The sequence below is a fragment of the Cohnella thermotolerans DSM 17683 genome, assembly GCF_000429825.1.
Taxonomy (GTDB): Bacteria; Bacillota; Bacilli; order Paenibacillales; family Paenibacillaceae; genus Cohnella; species Cohnella thermotolerans.
Genome location: NZ_KE386956.1, coordinates 27,203 through 51,412 on the forward strand (window position 1 = coordinate 27,203; position 24,210 = coordinate 51,412).

General features: G+C 62.9%; 17 protein-coding genes. 12 read left to right on the plus strand and 5 right to left on the minus strand.

Going from position 1 to position 24,210, the window contains the following annotated elements; genetic code table 11:
- Positions 1-81: 81 nt before the first annotated feature.
- Positions 82-1,035 (minus strand): D-2-hydroxyacid dehydrogenase, encoded by a 954-nt coding sequence (locus G485_RS0118935; RefSeq protein ID WP_027093815.1) that lies wholly within the window; start codon positions 1,033-1,035, stop codon positions 82-84.
- A gap of 168 nt (positions 1,036-1,203) precedes the next feature.
- On the opposite strand from G485_RS0118935, the gene G485_RS0118940 reads away from it, so the two are divergent.
- The 7 genes from G485_RS0118940 to G485_RS0118970 all read left to right on the plus strand — a co-directional run bounded on the left by G485_RS0118940 (position 1,204) and on the right by G485_RS0118970 (position 11,261).
- Positions 1,204-2,823 (plus strand): response regulator, encoded by a 1,620-nt coding sequence (locus G485_RS0118940; protein WP_027093816.1) that lies wholly within the window; start codon positions 1,204-1,206, stop codon positions 2,821-2,823.
- Positions 2,820-4,583, plus strand: coding sequence for a cache domain-containing sensor histidine kinase (locus tag G485_RS0118945; RefSeq protein ID WP_027093817.1), 1,764 nt, complete (start codon positions 2,820-2,822; stop codon positions 4,581-4,583). The genes G485_RS0118940 and G485_RS0118945 overlap by 4 nt, the downstream gene beginning before the upstream one ends.
- The gene (locus G485_RS0118950) at positions 4,573-5,556 is read left to right on the plus strand and encodes a substrate-binding domain-containing protein (RefSeq protein WP_027093818.1); all 984 of its coding nucleotides are present in this window, start codon (positions 4,573-4,575) and stop codon (positions 5,554-5,556) included. The genes G485_RS0118945 and G485_RS0118950 overlap by 11 nt, the downstream gene beginning before the upstream one ends.
- A 121-nt stretch (positions 5,557-5,677) precedes the next feature.
- The gene (locus tag G485_RS0118955) at positions 5,678-6,733 is read left to right on the plus strand and encodes a galactose ABC transporter substrate-binding protein (protein ID WP_027093819.1); all 1,056 of its coding nucleotides are present in this window, start codon (positions 5,678-5,680) and stop codon (positions 6,731-6,733) included.
- A gap of 102 nt (positions 6,734-6,835) precedes the next feature.
- A complete protein-coding gene (locus G485_RS0118960; protein ID WP_027093820.1) occupies positions 6,836-8,359 on the plus strand; it encodes a sugar ABC transporter ATP-binding protein in 1,524 nt (507 codons plus the stop codon).
- 17 nt (positions 8,360-8,376) lie between these two features.
- Positions 8,377-9,393 carry a galactose/methyl galactoside ABC transporter permease MglC gene (gene mglC, locus G485_RS27330; protein WP_035157263.1) on the plus strand — a complete coding sequence of 339 codons (1,017 nt, stop codon included), beginning with the start codon at positions 8,377-8,379 and terminating at the stop codon, positions 9,391-9,393.
- 164 nt (positions 9,394-9,557) lie between these two features.
- Positions 9,558-11,261, plus strand: coding sequence for a methyl-accepting chemotaxis protein (locus G485_RS0118970; RefSeq protein ID WP_027093821.1), 1,704 nt, complete (start codon positions 9,558-9,560; stop codon positions 11,259-11,261).
- Here G485_RS0118970 and G485_RS0118975 read toward each other — a convergent pair.
- The 3 genes from G485_RS0118975 to G485_RS27340 are packed head-to-tail and all read right to left on the minus strand — an operon-like array spanning position 11,258 to position 14,975.
- Positions 11,258-12,418, minus strand: coding sequence for a Ger(x)C family spore germination protein (locus tag G485_RS0118975; protein ID WP_084423394.1), 1,161 nt, complete (start codon positions 12,416-12,418; stop codon positions 11,258-11,260). The genes G485_RS0118970 and G485_RS0118975 overlap by 4 nt on opposite strands.
- Positions 12,415-13,896, minus strand: coding sequence for a spore germination protein (locus G485_RS27335; RefSeq protein WP_051318410.1), 1,482 nt, complete (start codon positions 13,894-13,896; stop codon positions 12,415-12,417). Before G485_RS27335 ends, G485_RS0118975 begins: the two co-directional genes overlap by 4 nt.
- Positions 13,893-14,975 (minus strand): GerAB/ArcD/ProY family transporter, encoded by a 1,083-nt coding sequence (locus G485_RS27340; RefSeq protein WP_051318411.1) that lies wholly within the window; start codon positions 14,973-14,975, stop codon positions 13,893-13,895. Before G485_RS27340 ends, G485_RS27335 begins: the two co-directional genes overlap by 4 nt.
- Positions 14,976-15,242: 267 nt before the next feature.
- Between G485_RS27340 and hrpB the strand changes: the two genes are divergently transcribed.
- Both hrpB and G485_RS0118995 read left to right on the plus strand, forming a co-directional pair.
- A complete protein-coding gene (hrpB, locus tag G485_RS0118990) occupies positions 15,243-17,762 on the plus strand; it encodes an ATP-dependent helicase HrpB (RefSeq protein WP_027093823.1) in 2,520 nt (839 codons plus the stop codon).
- Positions 17,763-17,834: 72 nt separating this feature from the next.
- Positions 17,835-18,503, plus strand: coding sequence for a tetratricopeptide repeat protein (locus G485_RS0118995; protein WP_027093824.1), 669 nt, complete (start codon positions 17,835-17,837; stop codon positions 18,501-18,503).
- Between the two features lie 60 nt (positions 18,504-18,563).
- On the opposite strand, the gene G485_RS0119000 is transcribed toward G485_RS0118995, so the two are convergent.
- The gene (locus tag G485_RS0119000) at positions 18,564-18,800 is read right to left on the minus strand and encodes a hypothetical protein (RefSeq protein WP_027093825.1); all 237 of its coding nucleotides are present in this window, start codon (positions 18,798-18,800) and stop codon (positions 18,564-18,566) included.
- Positions 18,801-19,344: 544 nt separating this feature from the next.
- Here G485_RS0119000 and G485_RS0119005 point away from each other — a divergent pair.
- The 3 genes from G485_RS0119005 to G485_RS0119015 all read left to right on the plus strand — a co-directional run bounded on the left by G485_RS0119005 (position 19,345) and on the right by G485_RS0119015 (position 23,885).
- The gene (locus G485_RS0119005) at positions 19,345-20,538 is read left to right on the plus strand and encodes an RluA family pseudouridine synthase (protein ID WP_240489208.1); all 1,194 of its coding nucleotides are present in this window, start codon (positions 19,345-19,347) and stop codon (positions 20,536-20,538) included.
- Between the two features lie 539 nt (positions 20,539-21,077).
- Positions 21,078-21,668 carry a TetR/AcrR family transcriptional regulator gene (locus G485_RS0119010; protein ID WP_027093827.1) on the plus strand — a complete coding sequence of 197 codons (591 nt, stop codon included), beginning with the start codon at positions 21,078-21,080 and terminating at the stop codon, positions 21,666-21,668.
- Between the two features lie 78 nt (positions 21,669-21,746).
- Positions 21,747-23,885 carry a YhgE/Pip domain-containing protein gene (locus G485_RS0119015; RefSeq protein WP_051318413.1) on the plus strand — a complete coding sequence of 713 codons (2,139 nt, stop codon included), beginning with the start codon at positions 21,747-21,749 and terminating at the stop codon, positions 23,883-23,885.
- The last annotated feature ends 325 nt before the right edge of the window (positions 23,886-24,210 follow it).

Consider the following 24,210-nt stretch of genomic DNA (forward strand, 5'->3'; position numbering starts at 1 on the left):
GTTGCGCCGCCGGACGAGGGCAATAACGAGGGGCTGTCACGCAGGTCTGTTCAATTCCTGCGGGACAGCCCCTTGCGCCTGTCAATAGCCTCGGCGATAGTCCACGAGGTTCGCTTCCGGCGCTCCGTTCTCGATATAAGCGCGCAAGTTGCGGATGAACAGCCCGGCCAACCGCTCCTTGTAGCGGTCCGTCAGACCGCCGATATGAGGCATGACGATGACGTTGTCCATCCCCCATAGCGGATGATCCGCCGGCAGCGGCTCCGGGTCGAACACGTCGAGTCCCGCCCCCGCAATCCGGCCGCTGCGCAGCGCTTCGACCAGCGCGTCGGTGTCGACCGAACGGCCGCGCCCGATATTGACGAACAGCGCGCCCGGCTTCATGCGCGCGAACCGCTCCGCGTCGAACAGCCGGTACGTCTCGTCCGTCGCCGGCAGGATGTTCACGACCACGTCGCTCTCCGCCAAGACGTCGTCCAGGCCTTCGAACGAGGCCATCCCGTCGAAGTGCTCCGTCTCCCGTCCCGAGCGGCGGACTCCCAGCGTCCGCATGCCGAAAGCTTGCGCCAAGCGGGCGACTTCCGTGCCGATCTGGCCCGCGCCGACGACGCCCATCGTCTTCCCCCGAAGCTCGCCGTACGCTTCGGCCTTTTCCCAGCGCCGCTCGGCCTGGTTGCGCACGGCATGGTGCAGGTTGCGCGTAAACGCGAGCAGCATCGCGAACGCGGTCTCCGCCATCGGCGCCGGATGCACGCCGCTGGCCGTCGTGACGACGACGCCGAGCCGCGCAAGCTCGGCAAGCGGCAAGTTGTCGACGCCGGCGGAACCGGTCTGCACCCACTTCAAGCGGGGCATCCCTTCCGCGAGCGCCTCCTGCGCGACGGAATGCCATCCGCAGACGACCTCCGCATCCCGAAGCAACGCCGGATCGATCCCCTCCGGCTTCGCGAACACCGCGTTCCAACCGGGCGCGGCCTCGCGAATTTCGTTCTCCTGTTCGGAAGAAAATCCGAACAAACTGACCAATGTGCACATGACGTTCGCCTCCTCGATTCTATTTTCCATTGTATCTTCCGGAAGGGCAATTCCCAAATGTGCCGCGTCGATGTGCCGCGGTGCGACTTTTGCACTACTTGTTCGTCAAATAGAGAAGGTTTTTGACAATGTCGAGTAGAATTGTAGGGCAGGGAGCGTGAGCGAGCGATGTACAAATTGATTTTGGCCGACGACGAAGCCGACGTCCGGGAAGGCGTGCTGCACGAGATCGACTGGGAGGACGCGGGCTTCGAAGTGGTCGACCGCGCGGAGAACGGGCCGGAAGCGCTGGAGATGGCCGAGCGCTGGCGGCCGGACGTGCTGGTGACGGACATTCGGATGCCGTTCATGGACGGCCTGGAGCTGTCGGAGCGCGTGCGGCGGTCGCTTCCGGGAACGAAGATCATTATTTTGACGGGATACGACGAATTCGAATACGCCCGCAAGGCGATTACGCTCGGCATCGAGGAGTTCGTCCTGAAGCCGTTCTCGGCGCAGGAGCTGCTGCAGGCGCTGCGCAAAGTGAAGGCGGAGCTGGACGCGGAAGCGCTGCAGCGGGAAAACATGGACAGCCTGAAGGAGCATTACCGCCGAAGCTTGCCGCTGCTGCGGGAGCTGTTCCTCGGCTCGCTTATGACCCGGGCGCTGACGGAGCGGGAGATCGACGAGAAGCTTGCGGGATACGGCTTGCCGCTGCGTGAACGCCGCCATCTGGCGGCCGTCGTCCGGCTGGATTTGCCGGCGGATGCCGAGGACGCGGAGCTGCTGAGCTTCGCGGTCCGCAACATCGCGGAAGAGATCGCCGGGCGCAGGGAATGCGGCCTCGTGTTCCAGCATGCCGGCTACGTCGTCCTGCTCGCCTCCGGCAGCGAACGGGAATCGCGCGAGGCGTTGTATGCAAGCGCGCTGGAGGCGCTCGAGGAAGTGCGGCGAAGCGTGGAGAACTACTTGAAGCTGACGGTTACGATCGGCGTCGGCACGGTTGCGGACCGGCTGCAGGAGGTCCGGTATTCGTACGAGGAGGCGGTCGCCGCCCTCGATTACCGGATGCTGCTCGGCAGCAACCGGATCATCCCGATCGGGGACGTGGAAGCCCGCAAGCCCGCGCCGTTTCGTTACGACGAGCTGCAGGAGCAGGAGCTGATCCGCTGCCTCAAGGTCGGCACGCCCGAGGAATTGGCGGAGACGGTGGAGAAGCAGTTCGCTGCGGTCATGGAGGCGGGGCCGGAGGCGTCGCTGCAGAACGTGCAGCTGTTCCTGCTGCAAATCGTGTCCACCCTGACGAAGGCCGCCCGCGACACCGGCATGGACATGCACGAGCTGTTCGGCGGCAACGCGAATTTGCTGGGCGAGCTGGCCCGGCTGCAGCATTTGGACGAGGCGAAGATGTGGGTCGTCTCTGTCTGCGGCAAAATGATGGGGCGGATCGCGTCGGACCGTCAAACCTCCTACAGCAGCCTGGTCGAGCGGGCGAAGGCGTACACGCGGGCGAATTTCGCCGACAGCGAGCTGTCCATCAACCAGGTATGCGCCCATCTGCATATTAGCGCCGGCTATTTCAGCAGCATTTTCAAAAGAGAGACGAAAACGACCTACGTTAATTACCTGCTGCAGCTTCGGATGGAGGAAGCCAAGGAGCTGCTCGCCACCACCGATCTGAAAGCGTTCGAGATCGCGGAGAGAGTCGGCTACGCCGATCCCAATTATTTCAGCTTCAGCTTCAAAAAATATGTCGGCGTGTCGCCGAAGGATTACCGCAGCGGCCGTATGCGGGGTGAAGCGCTGTGATCGGCATCCGCTTCCGGCATTACCGCTTCAAGAGCATCCAGTTTCTGATCGCCGTCTCCTTCACCGCGATCACGGTCGGCGTCGTTTTTTTCGTCAGTTACGTCCTGTACGACAAATTCACCCGCACGGCCGAGAACAACGCGGTCCGGAGCAACGAGCAGATCATCTATCAGGTGACGAAAAATCTCGAATATTACATTCGCAGCATGACGATTTTTTTCGGAGAGGTCGAAGCTTCGGTCCGCGAGGACGGGGATTTCGCCGGGGATCGGCTGCATGAGCAGTTGAACACGATTTTCCATACCCGGGAAGATCTCGTGACGATCGCGCTGTTCGATCAGTCCGGTCAGAAGTTGACAGCGCTTCCTTCCGTGCCGATGCGCTCGAACACCCACTTGACGACGCAGAGCTGGTTCCGGTCCGCCGTGGAAAATCCGAACCATCTGAGCTTCTCCGTCCCGCATGTGCAGAACTTGTTCAAGGGGCAGTACAAATGGGTCGTGTCGATGAGCAAGGGCATCAAGCTGAAGTCGGGCGGCCGGACGCGGGACGCCGTGCTGCTCGTCGACGTCAACTTCAAGATGATCGACGATCTGACGAGCAGCGTCAAGCTGGGGCAGAAGGGCTACGCCTACATTATCGACGAATCCGCGGGCAACATCATTTACCATCCGCAGCAGCAGCTCATCTACGCGGGAATCAAATACGAGAACGTCGAGCAGGCGCTCAAATATACGTACGGCAGCTATTTGGACGAATCGACGGGGGTTCAGCGGCTCATCACGATCCAGACGGTGTCGAACGTCGGCTGGAAAATCGTCGGCGTCTCCTACATGGACGAGATCGGGACGACGAAGCGGGAGATCGGCGGCTTCCTCGTCTGGCTGCTCGCGTTCGTGCTGCTGTTCGTCCTCGGGATCACGCTGTTCATGTCGGCGAAAATTTCCCAGCCGATCAAGCGATTGGAGAAGTCGATGCAGCTCGTCGAACGGGGGAACCTCCACATCGAAATTCCGATTCGCCGCGACGACGAGGTCGGCCGGCTGTCCCGGCGGTTCAACCTGATGGTGGGCCGCATCCGGGAGCTGATGGACCAGATCATCGCCCAGCAGGAGTCGAAGCGCAAATCCGAGCTGGAGGTGCTGCAGTCGCAAATCCATCCGCACTTCCTCTACAACACGCTCAATTCCGTCGTCCGTCTCGCCGGCACCGGGAAGAACGACGAGGTGATTACGATGATTACGTCGCTGTCGAAATTTTTCCGCATCAGCTTGTCGAAGGGGAAGACCGTGATTCCGCTGGCCGACGAATTGGAGCATATCCGCAACTACCTGATCATCCAGAAAATCCGCTACAAGAACAAGTTCGAGTTCGAACTGGCCGCGGGAGAGGGCACGGAATCGCTGCAAACGCTGAAGCTCGTTCTGCAGCCGATCGTCGAGAACGCCATTTACCACGGCATTGAGCCGTCGGTCGACGAAGGGCGCATCGCCATTCGCGCGGACGTCGTTCAAGGTAAGCTGCGGCTTCAGGTCGCGGACAACGGCGTCGGCATGAGCGCGGAAAAAGCGGCGAAGCTGCTGTCGGACGGAACCGGAGAAGGCGATGGAACCGGCATCGGCCTGCGCAACGTGCACGAGCGCATTCGGCTGACTTACGGAGACGGCTACGGTCTGCAAATCGAGAGCGAGAGAGAGGAAGGGACGATTGTGAGCGTCTGGCTGCCCATTCTGAAGGAGGAACGGTCCGATGAAGCTTAAGTCTGCAAGCCGGTGCGCCGCGGCCGCAGTCCTCGCGCTGCCGCTGCTGCTCGCCGCGTGCTCCCGCCAGGTCGAGATCCGGCCGGACGCCGAGACGCAGAAGCCCGTCGTGCTGCTCGTCAAAGACAAGAACGGCGATTATTGGAACACGGTGAAAATGGGGGCGGAGGCGGCGGCCAAAGATTTCGGGGCGAAGCTGACGTTCGACGGACCGGGCGACGAGAGCGACGTCGCCGGGCAGCAAGCGCTGATCCGCCAATATTTGGCGTACGGCATGGACGCGCTCATCCTGGCGCCCGACGATTATGCGGTGCTGGCCGAGGACGTCGACAACGTCGTCCGCAAGGGGGTGCCGGTCGTGGCCGTCGAATCCGAGGTGGCGTCGGAGCGGGTGAGCAGCTTCATCGGCATCGACAATTACGAAGCGGGCCGGAAAGCGGCGGCGAAGCTGAAGGAGCTGTCCGGAGCCAAAGGGCGATTCGTCATTCTAAGCTCCGCCCCCGGATCGCGCAACGCCCAGCAGAGGGAGAAGGGAATCGTCGACGAGCTGTCCGGCTCGCCGCGGATGCAGGTGGCCGATACGCTGTATTGCGGATCGGACGTCTCTCTGTGCGGCGTGCGGACCCGCGAGGCGCTCTCGGGCGGCGGCCGGCCCGACGGCATTCTGGCGCTGAACGCCGCCGCCGCGGTCGGAGCTGCGAGGGAGATCGAGCGGATGGGGCTGTACGGAACGGTGAAGCTCGTCGCTTTCGAGAATTCGCCCGAAGAGCTGGAGTGGCTGCAGGAGGGCGTCATTCAGGCGACGCTGATCCAGAATCCGTTCACGATCGGCTACCTGAGCGTGAAAACGGCTCTAGAGGCGGCCGGCCGGCAGAAGGTGGAGAAGCGGATCGTCACCGAGACGAGAGTCATCGATTCGGAGAGCATGTTCTGGTCGGACAATCAGAAGATGCTGTTCCCGTTCGTACAGTGAGGCAAGGACATGAGAATTTTCTAGAAAATTGATGAGGATTTTGAATTCGCTTTCAGCTTCGGAGACGCGATAATCAAGCATGTAAAGCTCAGACCACAATTTATCGGGGAGGGTCTTTGAAATGAGCAAAGCAAAGAAATGGATTCCGGTGCTCGTGGCCGGAGCCGTGGCGGTAACCGCCTTGTCCGCTTGCGGCAAGTCGAACGACAACCAGGAGAGCGGCGGCTCCGGAGGAGGCGGCGGCGGAGAGAAAACGATCGGCGTCGCAATCTACAAATTCGACGACACGTTCATGACCGGCGTGCGCAACGCGATCAGCGACGCGGCGAACGGGAAGGCGAAGGTCGACATCGTCGACAGCCAGAATTCGCAGCCGACGCAGAACGACAAGGTGGACCTGTTCATCTCCAAAAAGTACGACGCGATGGCGATCAACGCGGTCGACCGCACGGCCGCCGGCGTCATTATCGACAAGGCCAAGGCGGCGAACATTCCGGTCGTGTTCCTGAACCGCGAGCCGCTGGCCGACGACATGAAGAAGTGGGATAAGGTTTATTACGTCGGCGCCAAGGCCGAGCAGTCCGGCACGATGGAGGGCGAGCTGCTCGTCGATTACTGGAAAGCCCATCCGGAAGCCGACAAGAACAAGGACGGCGTCATCCAGTACGTCATGCTGAAGGGCGAGCCGGGCCACCAGGACGCGGAGCTGCGCACGAAGTTCTCCATCCAGGCCATCGAGGACGCGGGGCTGAAGGTCGAGAAAGTGGCCGAAGACACCGCGATGTGGGACCGCGCCAAAGCGCAGGACAAAATGGCGACGTTCCTGTCGGCGCACGGCGACAAGATCGAAGCCGTCCTTGCGAACAACGACGACATGGCGCTCGGCGCGATCGAAGCGTTGAAAGCCGCCGGCTACTTCAAAGACGGTAAATACATCCCGGTCGTCGGCGTCGACGCGACGGCTCCGGCGCTGCAGGCGCTGTCCGACGGAACGCTGCTCGGCACCGTGCTGAACGACGCCAAGAACCAGGGCGCCGCCACGTTCAAGCTGGCGCTCGCGCTGGCGAACGGCGAGACGCCTTCCAAGGACAACACGGGCTACGACATTACGGACGGCAAGTACGTCTGGATTCCTTACAAGAAAATTACGAAGGACAACATGGACGACGCCAAGTAAGCAAGCGCGAGGCGGGGCGAAGGCCGCTGGCTTTCTTTAACCCCGCCTCGTCCTATGACGGCGTCGGGGATCAGCAATTCGTCTCAGCAAGGGGGAACCAAGATGACGGAACCGACCGTCCTGCTGGAAATGGCCGGCATCTCCAAATCGTTTCCCGGCGTCAAGGCGCTGGACAACGTCACCCTGAAGGTGCGGGCCGGCACGGTCCACGCCCTGATGGGGGAGAACGGCGCCGGAAAATCCACATTGATGAAATGCCTGTTCGGCCTTTATTCGCCGGATGAAGGCGAGATTCGGCTGAACGGGGAGAAGGTGGACATCCCGAATTCGCAAGCCGCGCTGGCGCACGGCATTTCGATGATCCACCAGGAGCTTCATCCGATTCCGCGCCGCAGCGTCATGGAGAACATCTGGCTGGGGCGCTTCCCGATGCACGGCTTGAAGCTGGGGAACCGCCGCCTGCTCAGCTTCGTGGATCACAAGAAGATGTACGCCGACACGCAGCGGCTCTTCGAGGAGCTCGGCATGGACATCAAGCCGAATACGATCGTCGGCACGCTGTCCGTGTCCAAAATCCAGTCGATCGAGATCGCCAAAGCCGTGTCGTTCAACTCGAAAGTCATCGTTATGGACGAGCCGACTTCCTCCCTGACCGGCAACGAGGTCGAGCAATTGTTCCGGATTATCGGGGACTTGAAGCGGAAGGGCGTCGCGATCATTTATATTTCTCACAAAATGGAGGAAATTCTCCGCATCTCCGACGACGTCACCATTATGCGCGACGGCAAAAAGGTCGGTACCTGGCCGGCTTCGGAGCTGACGACCGACTTGATCATCTCGCGCATGGTCGGACGGGATTTGACCTCGCGCTACCCGGATCGGGAGAATAAGCCGGGCGACGTGGTGCTCAAGGTCGAAGGACTGTCCTCGCCGAATCCGCGATCGTTCCAGGACGTGTCGTTCGAGCTTCGGCAAGGAGAGATACTCGGCGTCGGGGGCCTCGTCGGGGCGCAGCGGACCGAGTTGGTCGAAGCGCTGTTCGGGCTTCGCGCCGTCTCGTCCGGACGCATCTCCCTCCGCGGCAAGCCCGTGCGCATCCGCCGTCCGGTGGACGCCATCGCCCATAAGATCGCCTTGCTCACGGAGGAGCGAAGGGTAACCGGCATTTTCCCCGTGCTCTCCGTTCTCGAGAACACGGTGATCGCCAGCCAGCGCCAATACGAGCGGTACGGCTGGCTGAACGACGCGAAGCGCCGGCAGGCGGCCGAGAGCAGCGTGCAGCGGCTTCGCGTGAAGACGCCGTCCGTCCGGCAGGCGATCATGAATCTCTCGGGCGGCAACCAGCAGAAGGTGCTGCTGGCAAGGTGGCTGCTGACCGACCCGGATATTCTGCTGCTCGACGAACCGACCCGGGGCATCGATGTCGGCGCCAAATACGAAATATACACGATCATCGCCGATCTGGCCAAGCAAGGCAAAAGCATCATCATGATTTCGTCCGAGATGCCGGAGCTGCTCGGCATGTCCGACCGCATCCTGGTCATGCGGGAAGGCCGCCTTACGGGAATCGTGGACGGCCGTACGGCGACGGAAGAAGAAATCATGCGGCTTGCCGCTCAGTCCTAATAAGGGGGAGCTACAACATGAAGTCAGCCTCAAGAGACATAGGCCAATTCTTCACCCAATACGCCATTTACATCGTTCTCGTCGTTCTCGTGATCTGCATCTCGCTTTACGATCCGAGCTTCCTGTCGGTGCAGACGCTGCACGATATTTTGCTGCAAAATTCCACGAAGGCGATCATCGCGCTCGGCGCTGCCTTCGTTCTGATCACGGGCGGCACCGACCTGTCCGCGGGGCGCGTCGTCGGCTTGACCGCCGTCATCTCCGCCTCCATGCTGCAGACGTCGGATTACGCCCGGCGCTTCTATCCCGATCTGCCCCATCTGTCGGTGGCGATTCCGATCGTCCTGGCCATCCTCGCGGGGCTCGTCGTGGGGCTGATCAACGGGCTCATCGTCGCCAAGCTGCGGGTGCCGCCGTTCATCGCGACGCTCGGCACGATGGTCGCCGTCTACGGCGCCAACTCTCTCTACTTCGACATGAAGCCGAACCAGTCGCAGCCGATCGGCGGCCTGCGCCACGACTTTACGGTGCTGGGCAGCGGCTTCATCGGCAAGCCGGGTCCTTACTCGATTCCCTATCTCGTGCTGATCGCCATCGCGATCGCGGCGCTCGTCTGGGTCATCTTCAATAAGACGCGGCTCGGCAAAAACATGTACGCGATCGGCGGCAACGTTCAGGCGGCGTACGTGTCCGGCATCAACGTCGGGCGCAATCTGATCTGGATCTACGGCATCGCGGGCTCCCTGTACGGCCTTGCCGGCCTGCTCGAAGCGGCGAAGACCGGCGGCGCCTCGAACAACTACGGCAACATGTACGAGCTCGACGCGATCGCGGCCTGCGTCGTCGGGGGCGTCTCGACGTCCGGCGGCATCGGCACGGTCCCGGGCGTTATGGCGGGCGTGCTTATCTTCGGCGTCATCAACTACGGTTTGACGTTTATCGGCGTAAGCCCGTACTGGCAGCTGATCATCAAAGGGCTGATCATCGTGGCGGCCGTCTCGTTCGACATCAGGAAATATTTGGCAAGACGATGAACCCATCAGCGAATAGCGGCAGAAGCCGCTCTTTTTGTTGCGTGAAGCAGGGGTCCTCTCCCCCGAACGCAGCGGAATCGGCATTCGAACCTCGCGCCCTCAACCATTTTGGCTTGGGCCGTCGAATCGAAGGTTTTTACAACCGATAGGAGGCGGAAATAGGTATGGGCCGAAAGCTGATCTTTTCGTTTATCGCCGTGTCGCTTATCGTGGCGTTGTGCAGCGCCTTGTCCTACGGGTTCATGCGGCAAACGCAGCGTGCGTACGACCGGCTGGCGGAACGTCAGAACGAAATGACGGAGCGGCTGTCCGCCATCTTGACCGGGACCGAGCGCCAGATGGGCTTGCTGTTCCGGTATTTGGCGGAGCCCGGCGAGGAGCCTGAGAAGGAGATGCGGGAAGCGAACGCGCAGCTCTCCGCCGACATCGCGGCGTTGGCCCGCGAATCGGCCGGCTACGGATCGGCAGTGGACGTCGGCAAGCTCGGAGATTCGAATCAGACGTTCGCGCGTCTGGTCGAGAAAGTGGTCGGATACGTTCGCGAAGGCAAGCCCGATATCGCCCGATCCGAAGCCGGGCAGTGGGCCGTGCCGACTTCGGAAGATTTGGCGCGGCAGGCGCTCGAGATCAAGAAGGCCGAATCCGGGGAGCAGCAAGCCGCAATGGACGCCAACCGGAACCGGGTTCGGCTGTTCAACGCCGTGCTCGTCGCCGTCAGCGCGGCCGCCGTTCTGCTCGCGATCGCGATCGGCTGGGCGCTGTCCCGGATGATCGTCAAGCCGGCCAAAAGCCTCGTCGCCGCGGCGTCCCGGATCGCCGAGGGCGATCTGTCCGGCGCGGACGTCGCGGTCAAGGGAAGGGACGAGCTGCACAGCCTCGCGGACGCATTCAACGCGATGAAAGCCAATTTGCGGCTCGTGATCCGGCAAGCGGTCTCCAACTCCGAGCAAGTGGCCGCCGCGTCGGTTCGGCTTCGCGCGAACAGCGATCGCGTGGCCGGGCTGTCGGAGCAGGTGACGGCGGTTATGCAGCAAATCGCGGCCGGGTCGGAGAAGCAACAGCTCCATATGGGGCAGGGCAGCGAGCGGATCGGCCGGATGGCGCTGTCGACGGCCGCGCTCGAAGAGAGCGCCGTGGCGGTTCAAGCCTGCGTGGAACGGGCCGGGGCGGCGGCGGGCGAGGGACGGCTCGCGATCGAACGGGCGGCGGGCCAGATGCAGGCGATCCGCTCCGGCATATCGCGGGTCGCGGAAGCGACGGAACGCCTGAGCCGGCATGCCGGGCAAATCGAGCGGATGGCCGCGCTGATCGTGTCGATCGCGAGGCAGACGAACCTCCTCGCCCTGAACGCTTCCATCGAGGCGTCGAGGGCCGGCGAGCACGGCAAAGGCTTCGCCGTCGTCGCGGAGGAGGTGCGGAAGCTGTCCGGCCAGACCGGGCAGGCCGCCGAAGAAGTGGCCGCCGTCGTCGCGGGCATTCGCGCGGAGATGGCGGACGCGTCCGCCGCTTCAGCCATGGGGGACCGGGAGGCCGAGGCCGGCATCGCCGTCGTCTCGCGGGCGGCGGAAGCGTTCGCGAGAATCGAGGAATCGATCGGGCAGGTAGCCGAGCGGATGAAGGAGAACGCGGTTCGGTCCGCGGATATGGCGCTTCATTCCCGGGAAGCCGCGGAGGCGATGGATCTCGTTCGCGAAGTGACCGACGCGACGTCCGCCGGCGCCCGCGGCGTCATGTCGGACGTCGAATCACAGCACGAAGCCATTCAGGAGATCGCCGCCGCGGCGGCGATGCTGACGGAAGAAGCGGAGCGGTTGCTTCAGAGGATTTCCCATTTTCGCGTTGCCGATGAACGGAGGACGGCGGGTTAATCCGTGAAGCGAAGCTTGTATTTGCCGGTGTCCCGAAGATGCAATCGAACGTAGACGCCGGCAAGCGAATCTTCGCGCAGGGGGAAGGCGTCCCCGGAGAAGTAACGCCTCCAGAGACGGGGGTTCTTATGATAGAGCGCGTTTCCCAACTGCAGAAGATCGACTTTGGCCTGCAACCCCTTGCGGTAAGTTTGGCGGATATCGTCCGCGATCGACTTGCGGGCAAGCGCCAGAAGGGTCGATTTGTCGACATTTTGCGGCAGCTCGTTAATGGATGCGTTGGCTGCGATGCGGATGTCGAACGCAAGTCTTCCGTTCCGTTCGCGCGGCTTGACGCTGTATTTCGGGCGAAGGATGACGATCGACGCGTCGCGGCCTGGGCCGACCGTCACGTCGATGGGAACGCGAACAGTCTCTCTCTCGATCCACCTCAATCCGGGAATATCCTCCTCGGAGAAGGCGGCTTTCCATTTTCCCCGGTAAACCGCATAGATCCCTTTGTCGAAAAGGAGCGGGTGCTCCTTTTCGTTTTCTCTCCATTGCGACTTGTTAATGTCCAGGATCGGAATCGAGGCGGTTACGGCGGGCTCGTTGTAAAGAGCGACGAAACGCTGAAACTGCAGCGGCGTCAAGTAGGAGCGCTGGCGGTAGATTTCCTTCGGCTGGTGCAGGATCGATTCCAGCGGCGACTGCTTGAAAAAGGGAGTGACGCTGAGAATGTCCTCCAGCGGACGATTCGTGGCGTACACCCACTTGGTATAGCGGAGCTCCCGATACCGGTTGGTCAAATCTAACGCTTCCTGCAGCCGGTTGGCCTTCAACAGCCGCTCGTGATAAATGACCGCGGTGGTATGGCCCCAGAAGATTTGCTCCTGCGATGTGGAATACAGATCCGTCATCGCGTTTTGAAGCGTGCGGCCGCGGCCTTTGCCCACCCAGACGGTGCCGGGCGTCGTTCGGACGGAGCCCGATTGCTTGGCGACGTTGGAAAAATCGAGAACCTGCACGTAGGCGACAAATTGCTGCTTCGAGTCGTCGTAATCGATTCCGAGGGTGGTGGCGTAGCTGATATATTGAATCTCTTTGGCGTCCCAGCATCCGGGAAGGAGGATGCCGGAGAGCAAGGCCAGGGCGATCGGATACGCGATCGACTTCACGGTCGTTGTCTCCTCTCTTCAGCCGAAGTCCCGGCGGCAGAGCGCGTCTGCGCGTACGCCCACTTCCCGGGAAGCTTCAGGAAACTTCTCCCGAATTGCTTCCATCTCAGCGGAGAGAGCGGGGCCACATACGGATAGCCGAACGAGTCGAGGGAAGCCAGATAGAGTATGACGGCAAACAAGCCGACGATGAAGCCGTAGAAACCCAGAACCGCCGCAAGGAAATAGACGCCGAGCCGCAGGATGGTCGAGATCCCGGACAGCATCTGGTTGACCAGCGTAGACGAACAGACGGCCGTAATGGAAGCGACGATGATGATGGTCGGCGACAGAATCCCGGCCTGGATGGAAGCCTCTCCGATAATGATTCCCCCGACGACCGTTACGGTCGGACTGATCGTTTTCGGCAGCCGAACCCCCGCTTCTCTGAACAATTCCATGATGATCATCATGAGCATCATCTCCGCCGAGGCGGACAGCGGCGTGCCGAGCCGGGACACCGTAACGGTGGCCAGCAGCGGGAAGGGGAGCTGATCCTGGTTGTAGACGGCAAGGGAGGTCCAAAATCCCGGCAGAAAGATCGAGATGACCAGACCGATGTACCGCAAAATCCGGCCGAACGACGTCATCAGAAAAGGGAGGTGGTCGTCCTCCGGGCTTTTCAGCAACAGAAGAAGGTTCGCAGGACCGATGACCGCTACGGGAGAGCCTTCCACGAGCAAGACGAATCGGCCGCGAAGCATGCAGTCGACGGCAAAATCGGGCCGGCCCGTATAATGGAACTGCGGAAATATGGAGAAGGGCTGACGGCCGAGCAAATCTTCGAGCTGGTTGGCCGATTGAAGGTTCTCTACCGATATCGAAGAAATTTTGTCCCGAACTTTCCGCGGCAGATCGGGCGCGATCGCGTCCTGAACGTAGAGCAGCAGAACCTTCGTTCGGCTTCGCTCGCCGATCGTGAACAGCTCGAAGCGGAGCGAAGTGCTTTTCAGACGTTTGCGCACGAGGGCGACATTCGTCCGCAGATCCTCCACGAAGCCGTCGCGCGGCCCGATGACGGAGATTTCGGCGTTGGATTCTTCCGTCGATCGTTTGGGAGAATCGTCGATTTGGAAGGAAATGAGCTGCATCCGCTCCTCGTTCCGGAGCAGCAGGAGAAGCTCGCCTCCGAATATGCGCTGCTCGATCTCGGACCAGGATAAGTCCAAGGGAAGCTTATCCTGCCGGATAAGCATCGGGACAGCTCCCGGACGTTCGGGACTGCTCGCCGGCAAAGGCCAATGCCGCAGCTCCGGCAGCACGTACCGGTCGATATCCTCGGCGCTGCACAAGCCTTCGCAATAGACAAGTACGGCATCGGTATCCGGCGTCAGGTCGATCTCCCGAATATGGACGTCCTGGCTGTGCGCGAAATGGGCCCGGAGCGAGGAGGCGCCGATGTCGGCTGTCCCCGTGCCCGAATGCTGCCAGTCGTTCATTCGCTAATCCCCCTTTTCTCCGCGGCCGTCATTTTTCGCAACCCCAAACAGGCCGTAACGGCCAGGATGCAGAGCGCCGCCGCCGCCGACACGGGAAAATAATAACGAGCGACAAAGGTTCGGAACAGCACCGGATCGATCGGAAGCGCCCCCGCACCGACGAGGGCGGCTCCGAACACAAGCGTCGTCCGGCTGGCGAGACGCGTGCGCTCCCCGAACAAATCCGCAACGAGATAGACCGCCAAGGAAATGCGAATCCAGGCGCCGCTAAGCCACTGATACAGCGAGAAGAAATCGACATGCTCGATATAGCGGCCGATTTGAACCAGTCTCCATTGCTCCCACGCAGGATATTTTTGTTTGGCGGCTTCGGGAGGACCGAATTCGGCGATCGCTCCGATGAGAGGCCCCGCCGTCAGCATGGCCAGCACGGCGGCGAGAGCGATCATGGACTTGATGGAAGGCGTCTCGCGCATCCGATGGGTGAGCAGCAAGAGGATGACCAGTTCCGCGTAACCTCCGAAAATGTAGATGCCTCCGCTGACGATCGGCCCCCAGCCGCGTTCCAGCACGGGAAGCAGAAGATCGTAATGCTTGTGAGGGGTATTGGCCGTCATGACGAACAGGCCCAGAATGACGACGAAGGGAAGCAGCACGCCTCCGACGATGCCGACGACCTGAATGCCCAGGCGGGCCATCGATACGCAGAGAACGGCAAAGACGACCGATACGAGCCATCTCGGTGTATAAGGAAGATAGACGAGCTGCAGCCAGTCCATCATATCTTTCATCGTAATGATCGCTATCAGCGCCAAGTATAATCCGAGAGCGGCCATAATCGTCCAGGTGAGGATAACATGTCCCCTGCGGTTCAAAAAAAGCTGCAGGCGGTCCGATCCGACCTTGCGCATCGTCAATCCGACGGCCGCCGCCCAAGCAGCGGCGGGCAAGGCGGCCACCAGCACGGATAGCCACGAATCCCTGCCGGCGACATCCAGCATGATCGGGATCAAGATTACGTGATTCATCAATCCCGTCGACAAGAGGATCAGCATGATCAACTGCGTACGGTTTAGCATGCTCGGATCACCCCTTCCATCTGCGTTAGTTTTTCCCAGAAGTGCGTCCGTTTTATACGAACGTCTCTTGCGGCTTTTGGCGCCGGCGCGCAATGCCCGTTCCGGTTGCGCAGGTTGCGTGCGTTCCCCCCTCGCCCGACCCGCAGTCGGCCGGAACGTGTGCATGGCAACGACCGCCCCGCTATAATGGAGAAAGATTGGTGGCTTGCGGCGGCTTCGCTGGCGGAAGGCCATGCGGGGAGCCGGAGGAGAGAGGAGAGATACGGGATGACGCGGCAGCCGATGCCGATTGATCAAGCGCTGCCCGAGCTCAAAGACGCGCTTCGCGGGCAGCGGCAAGCCGTGCTCGTCGCCGCGCCCGGCGCGGGGAAGACGACGCGCGTGCCGCTTGCGCTGCTGGACGAGCCGTGGCTCGCCGGCCGCAAAATCGTCATGCTGGAGCCGAGGCGTCTCGCGGCGCGCAACGCGGCCCGATATATGGCTTCGACTCTTGGGGAAAAGGTGGGCGAGACCGTCGGTTACCGCGTGCGCATGGATACGCGGGTCGGCCCGCGAACGCGCATCGAAGTGGTGACCGAAGGCGTGCTGACGCGCATGCTGCAGTCCGATCCGTCGCTGGAGGAGGCGGGGCTCGTCATTTTCGACGAGTATCACGAGCGGAGCTTGCAGGCCGATCTCGGGCTGGCGCTGTGCCTGCAGTCGCGGGAGCTGTTCCGGGAGGACCTGCGCCTGCTGGTCATGTCTGCGACGCTCGAAGCGCAACCCGTGGCGGAGCTGCTCGGAGGAGCGCCGGTCGTCGAGAGCGAGGGGCGGCTGTTCCCCGTCGAGACGCGGTACGCGGCGCGGCGGGCGGACGGGCCGGTCGAAGCGGCGGTGGCGCAGACCGTGCTGGAGGCGCTCGCCGAGCATGGCGAGGGCGATGCGCTCGTGTTTTTGCCCGGCGCGGCGGAGATACGCCGCGTCGAGGCGAGGCTGCGGGCGGCGCTGGCCGGCCGCCCGGTCGATGTGGCGCCGCTGCACGGCAGCTTGCCGCAGGAGGCGCAGGATCGCGCGCTTGCGCCGAGCCCGGCGGGGCGGCGCAAGGTCGTGCTGTCCACGTCGGTGGCGGAATCGAGCCTGACCGTGGAAGGGGTGCGCATCGTCGTCGACAGCGGCCTCATGCGGGTGCCGCGGTTCTCGCCGCGCACCGGCATGGCGCGTCTTGAGACGGTGCCCGTATCGCTGCCCTCCGCCGACCAGCGGCGGGGGCGCGCGGGCCGGGTAGCCCCGGGCGTCTGCTACCGCCTGTGGACCGAAGAGGAGCACCGGAGGCTCGCTCCGGCCGGCACGCCGGAAATTCGCGAAGCGGACCTGGCGCCGCTCGCGCTCGATCTGGCCGCCTGGGGCGCGGCCGATCCCGCCGAGCTGGCCTGGCTCGATCCGCCCCCGGCGGCGGCCTACGCGCAGGCGCGCGAGCTGCTCGCCCGCCTCGGCGCGATCACGGACGCGGGCGCGCTGACGCCGCACGGCGCCCTCCTGCCGCAGCTCGGCGTCCATCCGCGCCTCGCGCACATGCTGCTTCGCGCCGCGCCCCTCGGGCTCGCGGCGCTCGCCTGCCAGCTCGCCGCCGTGCTCGGCGAGCGCGACCTGCTGCGCGGCGACGCCTCGCGCAGCAGCGATATCGCGCAGCGCGTCAAGGCGCTGCGCGAAGGAAGCGCGCACGCCGACGAGCGCGTGCGCGAACGGCTGCTCGCCGAAGCCGCGGAGCTGCGGCGGGCGCTTGCCTCCGTCGCGGGCGGCGGGACCGGGTCCGCGGCGGAGGCTTGGGCGCCAGGCGGCGGCGATCTCGCCGCCTGCGGCGTCCTGCTCGGCTTCGCGTACCCGGACCGCATCGGACGCCGTCGCGGGCCCGGCCGGTACACGCTCAGCATCGGCCGGGGCGCCGCGCTGTCCGAGGACGACCCGCTCGCCCAAAGCGAATATATCGTCGCCGCCGAGCTGGACGACCAAGGCCAGGAGAGCCGCATCCGGCTCGCGGCCGCGCTCGCGGAAGCGGACTTGGAGGCGCGGTTCGCGGACCTCATCCGCGAGGAAGAGGCCGTTCGCTGGGACGCCGAAGCCGAAGCCGTCCGGGCCCGCGTCATCCGCCGCCTCGGAGCGATAACGCTGCAGGAGCGGCCGCTGGCGAATCCCGACCCGGAGCGAGTGACGGAAGCGCTGCTGGAAGGCGTCCGCTCGCTTGGCCTGGGTGCGCTGCCGTGGAGCCGTTCCGCCCGCCAGCTTCGGGAGCGCGTCCGGTTCCTCGGAAGCCATGCCGACGGCTGGCCCGACTGGTCCGACGAAGCGTTGACGGACACGCTCGCCGACTGGCTCGGACCGTACGTCGGCGGGATGAGAAGCCGCGCCGACCTGCAGCGGCTGAACCTTGCGAACGTGCTCGAAGCTTCGCTGTCCTGGGAGCAGCGCAGCGAGCTGGAGCGGGAAGCGCCGACGCATGTCGTTGTGCCGAGCGGGTCGCGGATTCCGGTCGATTACGCCGATCCGTCCGCCCCCGTGCTGGCGGTGCGGCTGCAGGAGATGTTCGGCCTCGCGGACACGCCGCGCATCGCGGGCGGGCGGGTTCCGCTGACGCTGCATCTGTTGTCCCCGGCCCACAGGCCGGTGCAGGTGACGCGCGATTTGGCGAGCTTCTGGCGGAACGCCTATTTCGAGGTGCGCAAAGATTTGAAGGGCCGGTACCCGAAGCATTTCTGGCCGGACGATCCGCTTCAGGCGCCTGCAACGCGCAGAGCGCGCCCGATGACCTAAGTCGCAGGCGCTTCGACCGGTGTATATGATAGGATGGGAGTAAGCGCCATTGCGAAGGGGAGGAGACGCGCCTTGAAACTCTTTTTCATATTCGGATTGTTGTGGTGGCTGCTCGGCAACCCGTTCCTGGCGCTCATCGTGCTTCTGGTCATCTTGTACGCGCTCGAAAGGCGGTTCCTCGGTCTGACGCCGAGCCTGCTGCGCCCGTTCAAACGACGGAGCGCCATCGCCAAATGGCGCCGCCAGCTGCAGGTCAATCCGCACGACGTATCGGCCAAATCCGAGCTTGCGCGCCTGTATATCGAAGGCAAGAAATTCAGGGAAGCCAAGGACATTCTGCTCGGCATCGAGCCGCAAATGGAACACTCCGCGGAATACTGGAGCGACCTCGGGCTTTGCGAATTGGCGTTGGGCCGGACGGAGGAAGGGGAGCGCGCCATGCTGCGGGCGCTGGCGATCAGTCCTCGCGTCAAATACGGCCTGCCGTATTTGCGCTTGGGCGAAGCGTTCGCGAAGACGGATGCGGAGAAAGCGTTGGCGTATTTGCGGAAATTCCAGGAGATCCATTCGTCGTCCTGCGAAGCCTATTATCGGCTGGGCAGCGTTTACGCTTCGATGGGGCGGACGGCGGAGGCGCGGGAGACGGATCGGGAGTGTCTGGCGATCTATCGTTCGCTGCCCCGGTATATGAAGCGGCGCGAGCGCAAGTGGGCGCTGAGAAGCCGTCTTCGGAGCCGGTAAGCGGGAAAATAGAAAGGGGAGCCTGCCGCTTAGGCCCCCTTTCCGGCTGGAGTTAAGGGATTAATCCGCCGAAGCTTCGTCTTCGGCTTCGCTAGCGACCGCTTCGGAACTCGCTTCTTCCAGCTCCGCTTCCAAAGCGGCTTCTTCGGCGATCTCGGAGGCCGCTTCAAGTTCGGTTACGGCTGCCGCTTCGGCTTCCGCCTCGTCTACCGTCTCTTCCAATTGGGCTTCCGCTTCTTGGGCTTCCGCAACCGCTTCCAGACCTTCTTCGACAATAAGCTCTTCGTTCGCGTCCATTTTTCCCATTCTCCCGGTTTCCCGATTCATAGAGGGACTGGCCCTCTGTCTTCAACTTACCATGAGAACCGGAAAGTGGAAACGGTGTTATTTTAGGGAACGGTGTAGAGTTTCGGCGAAACTCGAATTTGTAAACAAACCGTAATATAAGATGGCTTTTTTCGACAAATCCGGACCGTTCGAAAGCTGTTCATTCCGGTCGGAGGAAGGGGGTTCGGGGCGCAAGCTGCCGGAAGACGGGGCGCTTGGAAGCTGCGGGCCGGCACAAGTGAGCGGAGGCGCTTGCCGGCGAACCGGGCCGGTGCGAGTCGGCGGGGCCGCTAGGCAGGCGATGCGGTTCGAGTGCCGAATGTCTCGCGATGGGGTCCGAGTGCCGAATTGGCTGGCGATGCGGTTCGAGCGCCGAATGGCTCGCGATGCGGTCCGAGTGCCGATTGGCGTAAGGGGACTGCCGGACTGACGGATGCTATGCGTGCCTTCATTTGACATCCGGGATTCCATCCCGTATATTGTGGGGCGAAGACGAGAACGGAGTGGATCGACGATGAGAGGTGCCGGACGAAACCGGCCGCAGCCGGGCGCGGCCAAAGGAAGAGGCGATCGCGGACGCGCGGACGATCGCGGAGGGCGCCGCGACAAGCGCGGCGGACACGCCGGGCGGGCGGAAGCGCGCCATGGGCGGCCCGAACGCCAGGCCGACAAGCACGGAGGTTATGCCGATCGCTCGGGCGGCGCGGCATTCGCTTCGCACGGCCGCGGCCGTACGGCCGAGAGATTCGGCCCTTCCGGCGGCGCGAAAGCGGGACAAGCCCATTCCCGTCGCGCGGTTCCCGGGCAAGGAGCCGGAGCGGCACGTTTTGAACCGCTGAAGCTGGGGAGGCGCAAGGGCGAGTGGATGGAATTCCGTCTCCCGGAGTCGCTGGCGGGTGCGCCCGTTCAGAAGGTGATGCAGCATACGCCGCTTGCACCCAAGCTGGTGTCGAAGCTGCTGCAGACGAAGGGACTGGCGCTCCAGGGCCCGAATTTGAGGCTGCACCTTTTCCCCCGGGAGGAGCGCGATTTTCCGCCCGATTGGATGGAGCTGAACGTGCTGTACGAGGACGAGTTTACGCTTGTCGTCAACAAACCGGCGGGCATCGAGGTGCATCCGAGCGAGAAGGGGCAGCGGCGCACGCTGGCCCATGCGGTATCGGCTTATTACGAGATGACGAACCAGGACTTGCGCATTCGCCATATTCATCGCATCGACAAAGAGACGACCGGTCCGGTGCTGTACGCGAAAAACGAGTTCGCCCACTACCAGTACGACAAGGAAATGCGCGAGAAGAAAATCGAGCGCATCTATTTGGCGCTGGCCGAGGGCGTTCTGCCGCAGGACAAAGGCACGATCGACATGCCGATCGGCCAGGACCGGCACCATTCCACAAGGCGGCGGGTAAGCGAGACGGGAGACCCGGCCGTGACCCATTACGAAGTGGTGGAACGGTTCCCCGACTATACGCTCGTCCGGCTTCGCCTGGAGACGGGCCGAACGCATCAGATCCGCGTCCATCTGTCCGCGATCGGCCATCCGCTGGCGGGCGACGGACTTTACGGCGGCAAAAGGGGGCTCATCTCCCGGCAAGCGCTGCACGGGGAGCGGCTCATTTGGCATCATCCATGGACGGGCGAGAAGCTGTCGGTTCGGGCGCCATTGCCGGACGACTTCGCCGAAGCGCTGGCGCGCTTGCGCCAATAAGTCCCGGCCTTCGACGACCCTGCGTTAAGCCGACATCGTCGGCTTACGGCCCGACCAACCGCCGCCGCGGCCGCTGTAAGCCGCCATCGTCGGCTTACAGCACAGCCAACCGCCGCCGCTCACACCCCGACCCATCCTCCCATCCCAGCAGCTTGCTCATCCTCTCCCCCGGCGGAAGCGTCCCGCATTTTTTGCTTCGAAATACCGCTTCAATTCTTCGGTAATTTCCTTCTGGCGCTCCGGTTCGAACGGAACCCCGTAATGAAAGCCGTAGTTCGGAACGGCTCAGTGCGTTGAGAGGGTCATGCGCAACCAATCTCCAAATTCGACATCATGGGAGATGCCGGATCCTAATCTCCGAAAGTCGCTTTCCCACCGCGAACAGACCGATCCCACGCAGGCAGAAATATTTTCCACAGTGACTTGAATCACACTTGCAACTGTGTTATTTTAGTTGTCGAGAACCGATTGACCAAATTGTTATTTTGGTCAGTCGCAACGACAACGCGAGCCGGACAAAGAAAAGGAGGTCGAACGCAATCGCGCAGGAACGCAAAGCGCCCGATCGGCGCAAGCAGGTGACCGAAGCGGCGGCCCGCTCGTTCGCTACGTTCGGCTATAAAGGCACGACGATGGATCAGGTCGCGAAGCTGGCCAAAGTGGGCAAAGGCACCATTTACACGTTCTATGCCAACAAGGAGGAGCTTTTCAACGAGATTATGACCGGACTGATTCGGGATCTTCGCGAGGTGGCCGAAGAGACGCTGGATCCTTCCCTCCCCTTCGCCGACAATTTGATGAACGTGCTTCACCGGGTGCTGGATTACCGGGATCGCCATGCGCTGGCCGTCAAGCTGTCGCAGGAAGTGCGGGACATCGGAACGCCCGAAGCGAAGGAAGGCCTCGAGACGGTGGAGAGGGCGATTATCGGCTACATTGCCCGGCATGTGAAGGAAGCGGCGGACAAAGGCGAGATTCGGCCCTGTCCCCCCGAACTGACGGCTTATATGATGTTGAAAATGTATTTGGCGCTGACGGCGGAAGGCAATCATCTGCACGAGCCGCTCGGCCGGGACGAGGTGCTGAGGCATTTCCGGGTTTACTGCATAGAAGGGTTGGCGGTCCGCTGACGCTTTCTTTTTTGGACGGGAATGACCGAATGGGGAAAATGGTCATTGGGTATTTTTCGCAAAGGAGAGATAGAGAGAATGCAGGAGAAGAGAAACGGGACAGACGGTGCGATCCGCGGCGAGTTCCGGCGTTTGACCGGAAGCAAGATGGCCATGCTGTCCATGGTCGGGCTGCTCGTCATTCCGCTGCTCTATAGCGGCATGCTGATCGGGGCGTTCTGGGATCCCTACGGCAAGCTGGACGATCTGCCGGTGGCGGTCGTGAACGAGGACAAGGGCGCCCGGATGGAAGGCAAGCAGCTTCAAGTCGGCCGGGATTTGGTCGACGAGTTGAAAGGGAACGAAGACTTCAAATGGTCGTTCACCGACGAGAAGGAAGCGATGGACGGCCTGAAGGACCACCGGTATTCGATGGCGTTCGTCATCCCCGAGGATTTCTCGCAGAAGGCGACTACGCTGCAGGATGAAACGCCGCAGCCGGCCGAAATCCAGTATTACGTCGACGACGGCTACAATTATTTGACTTCCCGGATCGGCTCCGAAGCGTCGGAGTCGCTCAAAACGAAGGTCGGCCATGCGGTGACCAAAGCGTATGCCGAGGCGGTGTTCGAGTCGGTGGGGAAAGCCGCCGACGGCTTCCGCGACGCGGCGGGAGGCGCTTCGAAGCTGGCGGACGGCGCGAAGGAAGCGGAGGAAGGCGCGCAGCGTCTGCGCGACAATCTCGCGAAGCTGGCGAGCGGCGCAACGGAGCTGCACCAGGGCGTGACCAAGCTGGCCGGCGGCGCAACGAAGCTGGAGGACGGAGCGAAGTCGCTGTCCCGAGGCGGCGTGACGCTTGCCGACGGGCTTGCGCAATTGGCGGCGGGCAGCGGTCAATTGAAGAGCGGAGCCGCGGAAGCGGCCGCGGCCGCAGGCAAGCTGGCGGCGGGAGCCGGCCAGTTGGCGGAGAGCGGCCAAACGCTGGCGGCGGGAGCCGAATCGGCGAAGACAGGCAGCGCCAACCTGGCCGACGGAGCCGACAAGCTGGCCGCCGGGCTGAAGCAATACGCCGAAGCGCACGGCGGGATGGCGGACGACGCGGCGTTCCAGCAATTGCTTGCGGCCGCCGAATCCGTCGCCGCCGGCGCGGGACAGCTTAAGCAGGGAACCGCCGGCTTGGCGGATGGGGCGAAGCAGCTGGCCGGCGGCCAGAAGGATCTGGCGGACGGCGCCGGGCGGCTTCAGCAAGGCATCGCCGCACTGCAATCGGGCGCCGGTACGCTCGGCGGCAAACTGGCGGAGGCGCAACAGGGCGCGTCCAAGCTGGCGTCGGGAGCCAAGCAGCTCGCAACGGGCGCCGAGACGCTTCGCTCCGGCCTCGGTTCGGCGGACAGCGGCCTGCTGCAGGTCACCGAAGGCTCGTCGCAGCTGCAAAACGGCTCCCAGTCGCTGGCGAGCGGGCTGATCAAGCTCCAGGACGGCTCGAAGGAGCTGTCGGAGAAGCTGGACGACGCCTCCGCCCAAGCGGCCGAAGTGAAGGGGAACGACAAGCAGACCGACATGTTCGCCGATCCGATCTCGGTCGCCGAGCACAAGCTGGCCGGCATTCCGAACTACGGCACCGGGATGACGCCGTACTTCCTGTCGCTCGGCCTGTACGTCGGCGTGCTGATGTCGACGATCATTATCCCGCTGCGCGACGCCGCCGGCGAAGTGAGAAGCGGCTGGCGCTGGTACTTGTCCAAGCTGCTGCTGTTCGCGCCGCTCGTGGTGTTCCAGGCCGTGCTGGTCGATACCGTGCTGCTCGCCGGGCTGGGGCTGAAGGTGCCGAACGCTCCGCTCTTTTACGGGGTTAGCGTCGTGATCGGGCTGACGTTTATGACGATCGTGCAATTCCTCGTCACGCTCGCGGACACGGTCGGCCGCTTCATCGCCGTCGTCCTGCTGACGCTTCAGCTGGCCTCGAGCGCCGGCACCTACCCGAGCGAACTGCTGCCCGAGTGGCTGCAGCGCATCGGCGAGTGGATGCCGATGACCCATGCGATCAAGGCGCTTCGGCTTACGCTGTCGGGCGGCAGCGCGTCGGAGATCGCGGCGCAGCTGTGGACGCTGGCCGCTTACGCGGCGGTGTTCGTTGCGCTCGTGCTGATCGTGTTCGTCGCGCGCAGCCGCAACGCCGACCGCTGGCGCACGCAGGATTCTTCCGGTTTGGGCGGAACGGCTGGCTTGAACGCTTAAGACAGCGGCATGATCATAGACGAGAAGGAGACCTTTCGCCAATCGGGCGGCCGGTCTCCTTTTTTTTCGTTGAGCTACTTTCGGTTCATCTTCGTTGTTGACGGATTTCCGCAAATGCGGCGCGCCTGTTGAGTCCCATTTTCCCACGCTCTCGTCTAACGCCATCAGCAGCATACCGCACCCCGACGTCGCTCATGCTTCTGACCGAGCGCCGGTTGCGCTGCGAATCGATGTGAAACGCCGCTCGCGCATCCGACCGGATGCCGGTTAAGCCGAGAATCGCTCCTAAACGGCGCTCGTGCCCCCCTTTCGTGTCCAATAATGC